At 42.3% G+C, this 4698-nt stretch carries 5 protein-coding genes and 1 pseudogene; 3 read left to right on the plus strand and 3 right to left on the minus strand.

Features of this window, described 5'->3' with window-relative positions:
* From IM500_RS00255 to IM500_RS00265, 3 genes and pseudogenes are all read right to left on the minus strand, one after another.
* Window positions 1–111: pseudogene (locus tag IM500_RS00255) on the minus strand (IS5/IS1182 family transposase); the annotation flags it as partial.
* A gap of 432 nt (window positions 112–543) precedes the next feature.
* Complete coding sequence (locus IM500_RS00260) at window positions 544–2013, minus strand: protein kinase domain-containing protein (RefSeq protein ID WP_287737352.1); 1470 nt, start codon at window positions 2011–2013, stop codon at window positions 544–546.
* A 90-nt stretch (window positions 2014–2103) separates the two neighbouring features.
* Window positions 2104–3003, minus strand: coding sequence for a J domain-containing protein (locus IM500_RS00265; RefSeq protein ID WP_287737353.1), 900 nt, complete (start codon window positions 3001–3003; stop codon window positions 2104–2106).
* Window positions 3004–3267: 264 nt separating this feature from the next.
* On the opposite strand from IM500_RS00265, the gene IM500_RS00270 reads away from it, so the two are divergent.
* The 3 genes from IM500_RS00270 to IM500_RS00280 all read left to right on the plus strand — a co-directional run bounded on the left by IM500_RS00270 (window position 3268) and on the right by IM500_RS00280 (window position 4579).
* The gene (locus IM500_RS00270; RefSeq protein ID WP_287737354.1) at window positions 3268–3828 is read left to right on the plus strand and encodes a RipA family octameric membrane protein; all 561 of its coding nucleotides are present in this window, start codon (window positions 3268–3270) and stop codon (window positions 3826–3828) included.
* Window positions 3829–4088: 260 nt separating this feature from the next.
* A complete protein-coding gene (locus IM500_RS00275) occupies window positions 4089–4304 on the plus strand; it encodes a hypothetical protein (protein ID WP_002746864.1) in 216 nt (71 codons plus the stop codon).
* The gene (locus IM500_RS00280) at window positions 4292–4579 is read left to right on the plus strand and encodes a type II toxin-antitoxin system VapC family toxin (RefSeq protein ID WP_190723629.1); all 288 of its coding nucleotides are present in this window, start codon (window positions 4292–4294) and stop codon (window positions 4577–4579) included. The genes IM500_RS00275 and IM500_RS00280 overlap by 13 nt, the downstream gene beginning before the upstream one ends.
* Window positions 4580–4698: the final 119 nt, after the last annotated feature.

Raw genomic sequence — 4698 nt, forward strand, 5'->3', positions numbered from 1 at the left:
ACTTTTTACTGATTCTACCATCTTTCTATATGTTTGTTTATATACACCGAAACGGCGATTGAATTGTTCATCTGATAAGTTTTGATAATCCATAATTTTGCTAATAAACATAGCAAAATGATAGATGATTTCCTGACCTAAGATCACATTTTATTCTTTTTTCCACTTCAATCTAAGAATTGAGAAAAAAGCAAAACCCTCCATCATACCATAAAAAAATTATGCAAGAGGTCTATTGTGGCGCAGTATGTCGTATTCGCCTTTGCCTTCTCCCTTGACTGCGCTTCAACTCGATCGCAAACTAAATTAAACAGGATTACCTCGCACCAACCAGAAGATAGACTGGGGATAATAGAAATAATTGAATAGGGCTAAATTACCGGAGGAAACCTTAACTAGCATTTTTGATCTACTGCGTCAACTGGCAGAGCAGATAGAATCAGAAGAATTAAGCATAAACAGTAGCTCTCTTTCATTGTAGGGAAAAGGGCAAAGGTTTAAGAGAAAATTATCATCTTCCCCTTTCCGACTTCTGCAAGCAGTCTATTGATTACTATTTTCTTCAGGAGGAGAAGGTGATAAAACAGGAGGAGCGATCGGTTCAATTTTATCCTCATTAACCGGGGGATTAATCACCTCTGGAACAGGGGAAGGAGAAGGAGAAGGAGAAGGAGAAGGAGAAGGGGAAGGAGAAGGAAGGGGAGAAACTTGAGGACTTGGCTCCGTTTCAGGAAGGGGAACAGGAATAGGAATTACTTCTTCTGGGGTGGGACTAGGAGTTAATTCTGGAGTCACTTCTGGAGTAGGAATCACCTCTGGGGTAGGAGTCGGGGATGGGGTAGGAGTCGGGGAATAAATGGGAGTCCGTTGACGAGAAGGTCGTCGGATAGGGGGAAAATCTTGGGAGGGAGGAGGAATGATTTCAGGACCAGGAGAAGGTTCAGGGGTTGGTAATGGTTCAATTTCCTCATTTTTGGGTAAAAGAGCCATAAATCCCCGATATCCTAGGGCAAAAGCCCCAATTGTCACCGCAAAAATCAGCAAAATCGACAGCCAAGGATTCTTTTTTTTTCCGGAAGTGGGTTGAATAACCACAGTGGGGGAGACGATTGGTTTTGGGGGTGTAGAGGACTTTAATCGGGGACTATGGGGAGAAACCGCGATAGTCGGTTGGGTGGACAAATCGGGGGCTATTTCTGCCAAAGCTGCTAACATTTCCCTGGCAGTAGCAAATCGATCCCGGGGATGAAAACGGATCGCTCGATCGATTACCATAGCTAAATTAGGATTAACATTTTCTGCCTCCTGTCGCCAGAGAATTTCCCCCGTGCGCGAGTCAGTTTCTAGATATTGGGGAGTTTTTCCCGTTAATAAAAAAATCGCTGTTAGACCTAGGCTGTAAAGGTCACTAGAAAAGACCGGTCTCCCGGCAGCCTGTTCCGAAGCCATATAACCGGGGGTGCCAAGGGCGATCGAATAGGCACTTTTTCCCGTAGGATCGAGTAAGGTGGCGACTGCTTCTTTCATTACCCCAAAATCGATTAAAACGGGCAAATTATCACTATTTCTTAAGATAATATTATCGGGTTTCACATCCCGGTGAATAATGCGGCGACTGTGAATAAAATCAATAACAGGCAGCAAATTCTCTAAAATCGTCCGCACTGCTGAGGAGGATAAATTTCCCTGTCGTTGCTGTTTTTGGGTTAGTGTCTCCCCTTCAATCCATTCCTGCACCAGATAGAAGTGATTATCTTGGGCAAAATAACCGTATAAACGGGGTATTTGGCGATTTTGTTCCCCCAATTCCTCTAAAACGCTTGCTTCTTTCTGAAAACGTTCTTTTAACCATTCTGGCATCTCTTCACTTTGAATGGCCGGCTGCAATTTTTTAATCACACAGCGCCGTTGAGAAGGCATATTCGTATCGATAGCGATATAAGTTTCCCCAAATCCCCCCCTAGCAAGGGTACTAACAATTTGGTAGCGATTGTTTAAAAGCACTAGATTCATTACCCTGAGAGTGCAAGCGTGGTCCTAAATTGTTCCTAGACTAACATTCTTTCGTTAAGGAAAAAGTCAAGGGAAAAACTAGAGTCAAGTCTAAGGAATCCAGCGACGGATTTTCGTCCACAAAGGTGCATTATCTTGGCTACTCATCTCCAGAAAACTTTGATAACAATCGTAAGCGCGATTAAGATGGGCGGTGATTTCTGTAGCATTGGGATGGGAATTGCGATCGGGATGCCAATAACACAAGAGAGTTTTATAATTATTCTCAATCCGGCTAGTCGTGGTAAAAGGAGTAATCCCCAAAACTCGCCACCAAACGGGATTAGCCGACTCTATAATCATCACGGCCAAGGAACGGGGCGAAGGATAGAGAATTTGGGCGATTAATGACCAATCTGACCCATAACACCGCCGATAAACCGCTTTAACCCGCTCTTTTCCCAACTGTTGACAAGCTTGTAAATGCCATTGACGAAAATCCCTCCGCATCTGCTGATGAGTTCGCAAATCTCGCTGGGCAAATCTGCCCTCAGCTAGTTTATTAGTGCCAATAGTGTTAAAGTTACCATTAGCGATCGCTTTTAGATCCCAGTAGAGATGATAAAAAGGATCTTGACCCAAGGCGAGACTTTCCAGAATTTCCTGAGCGTAACCTCTAGCCGGATTTAATCGCAATAATTCCCGTAATTCCCGACAAAACTGCTCATTTTCGGGCATACCGCGCCATTGCCAATAGTTAACATCCGGTTTTGCCAGAGACTGCCTATATACACTGCGCCACACCTGCGGAACAGTACAGGCGATCGGGGTAGCCAAGGGAGTAGCCAGGGGATAAAATTGACCCTTTAAAGAGCTTTCAGGAGCATCTTCTAGTAAACAGGCAAGATGATAGGCGGGATGACTACGGGGCGTTTTTTGGGGGCTAATAAACCAAAAAGCCGTTAGAATGACAATTAAGTACAAGAGTAGAGAAAGAATTTGCTCCGCCATCGCCACTTTTAGTTAGTCTGCTCAGTTACCTGAAGAATTATAATTCGTGCTATGGTCGCTGAAAAGTTCTTTGTATCTCAGCTGATTGTCAGGAATCTACAAAACGGGGTGATATGTCGAAAGTTTCCCCATATCCTTACTCTAAGGATTGTTGTTGGCAAATTTTCTTTATAGTTAATAGTTAGCTTGCCATCTTTACGCTCAAAAATCTGAGTTCATAGACTTATATAGTCTCCAGAGTAAAATTAACCAAAGGGTGATTGCATGAAATTGCTAATAAAAATACTAAAAAACTTTCGGAAATTATTCAAGTCAGAAGTTACTTCTCAAGAGTTAAATATCAGAGAAGGTTTGGAGTACCTAAAAGAAACCTCTGAATCCGCCAATAAAACATGGGAATTGTTTCAATATTTTCGTGGTGAAATTCAACATGAACATAGCTTATTAATGGGTCGTGTAACTTGGTATATTACTTGCCAATCTTTTTTACTTACTGTATATGCTATTACTTACAGCAATAGCGAAGGACCAAACTGGTTTTCTAATCTTTTGCTACCGATCCTAGCAATTATTGTATCTTTTTTGTCTTATTTTATGATTCAGGGTGCTACAAAAACTATTGATATGTGGGGGAAATTACGTTTAAAATTAGTTAGTGAGAATTCAAAATTAGACCCTGTTCTTATTCCTCGATGGCGTTCAAATGCTCCTAAAGATGACCCTATTCATTTGAGAGCACTTTGGTTTCCTCAGTTTATTTCAATTCTTTTTGTAGTCATTTGGGTGCTGATTGCATATTTTTCTTGGAGGTTTCCTTGGCTATAACTACCAGCGATCGCCGCTATGGTAGATATGGTAAAGTGCGTTCCCTAATGCAAGTCCTACCGCTGCAGCGATCGATTTTGGGGAACGCACCATGGTCATTGATTAAAGTAAATGATAATAAGCTAAAAACGTCTAGGCACAGGGACGGACGGGAGTGCGATCGGATATAGACAAATATGGGGGCATTTTACCTTACTTTTTGGAGCCGTGATCTGTGGGCAATATGACATGATTAATAGAAGAAACAGGGAGTAAAGAGCATGACTACCTATCAAGATGTTCGCCGGCAAGTTGAGAATCTCACCCCAGACGAGCAACTTCGCTTGTTAAAAGAGTTAGCTGTAATGGTACGTCGCCCTATGCTTGTTAAGCCCAAGCATAGCATTATGGAACTAGAAGGACTAGGAAAAGAAATCTGGAATGGACTTGATGCTCAAGAGTACGTTAATCAGGAACGAGCCTCATGGAATGGCTGATGCAACTACAAGGTCAAGTTGTGGGTTTGGATACTGCGCCACTCATTTACCTGATGGAGCAAAATCAGGCATATTTAGGGCTTGTTCGTGCCTTTTTTGGGGCGCTAAGTCGAGGCGAGTTTCAAGTTGTTACCTCTACGTTGACGCTGACGGAAGTTTTGGTGCATCCATTACGCTCAGGTAATGTAGAACTTGCCTGCCAGTATCGTCATATTCTTCTCGATCAAGAAAACTTAATTACAGTAGACCTCTTGCAAAAGTCTTTCGTGATCTAATAAAAGGTTATTTATTTTTGCCAATACTCTTACGAGACAGCGATCGCCACAAGGAGATAGTGTTGCCAGCGTAATAAAAGAGTTTTTTGGTGATACTGTTGAAAATCTGTCCTTAATAG

Origin of the sequence: Microcystis sp. M179S2 (assembly GCF_020245805.1) — a bacterium.
Taxonomy (GTDB): domain Bacteria; phylum Cyanobacteriota; class Cyanobacteriia; order Cyanobacteriales; family Microcystaceae; genus Microcystis; species Microcystis aeruginosa.

Coding starts and splice junctions, on each gene's coding strand:
- IM500_RS00260 (WP_287737352.1), bottom strand. CDS start 2,013: ATGAATCTAGTGCTTTTAAACAATCGCTACCAAATTGTTAGTACCCTT.
- IM500_RS00265 (WP_287737353.1), bottom strand. CDS start 3,003: ATGGCGGAGCAAATTCTTTCTCTACTCTTGTACTTAATTGTCATTCTA.
- IM500_RS00270 (WP_287737354.1), top strand. CDS start 3,268: ATGAAATTGCTAATAAAAATACTAAAAAACTTTCGGAAATTATTCAAG.
- IM500_RS00275 (WP_002746864.1), top strand. CDS start 4,089: ATGACTACCTATCAAGATGTTCGCCGGCAAGTTGAGAATCTCACCCCA.
- IM500_RS00280 (WP_190723629.1), top strand. CDS start 4,292: ATGGAATGGCTGATGCAACTACAAGGTCAAGTTGTGGGTTTGGATACT.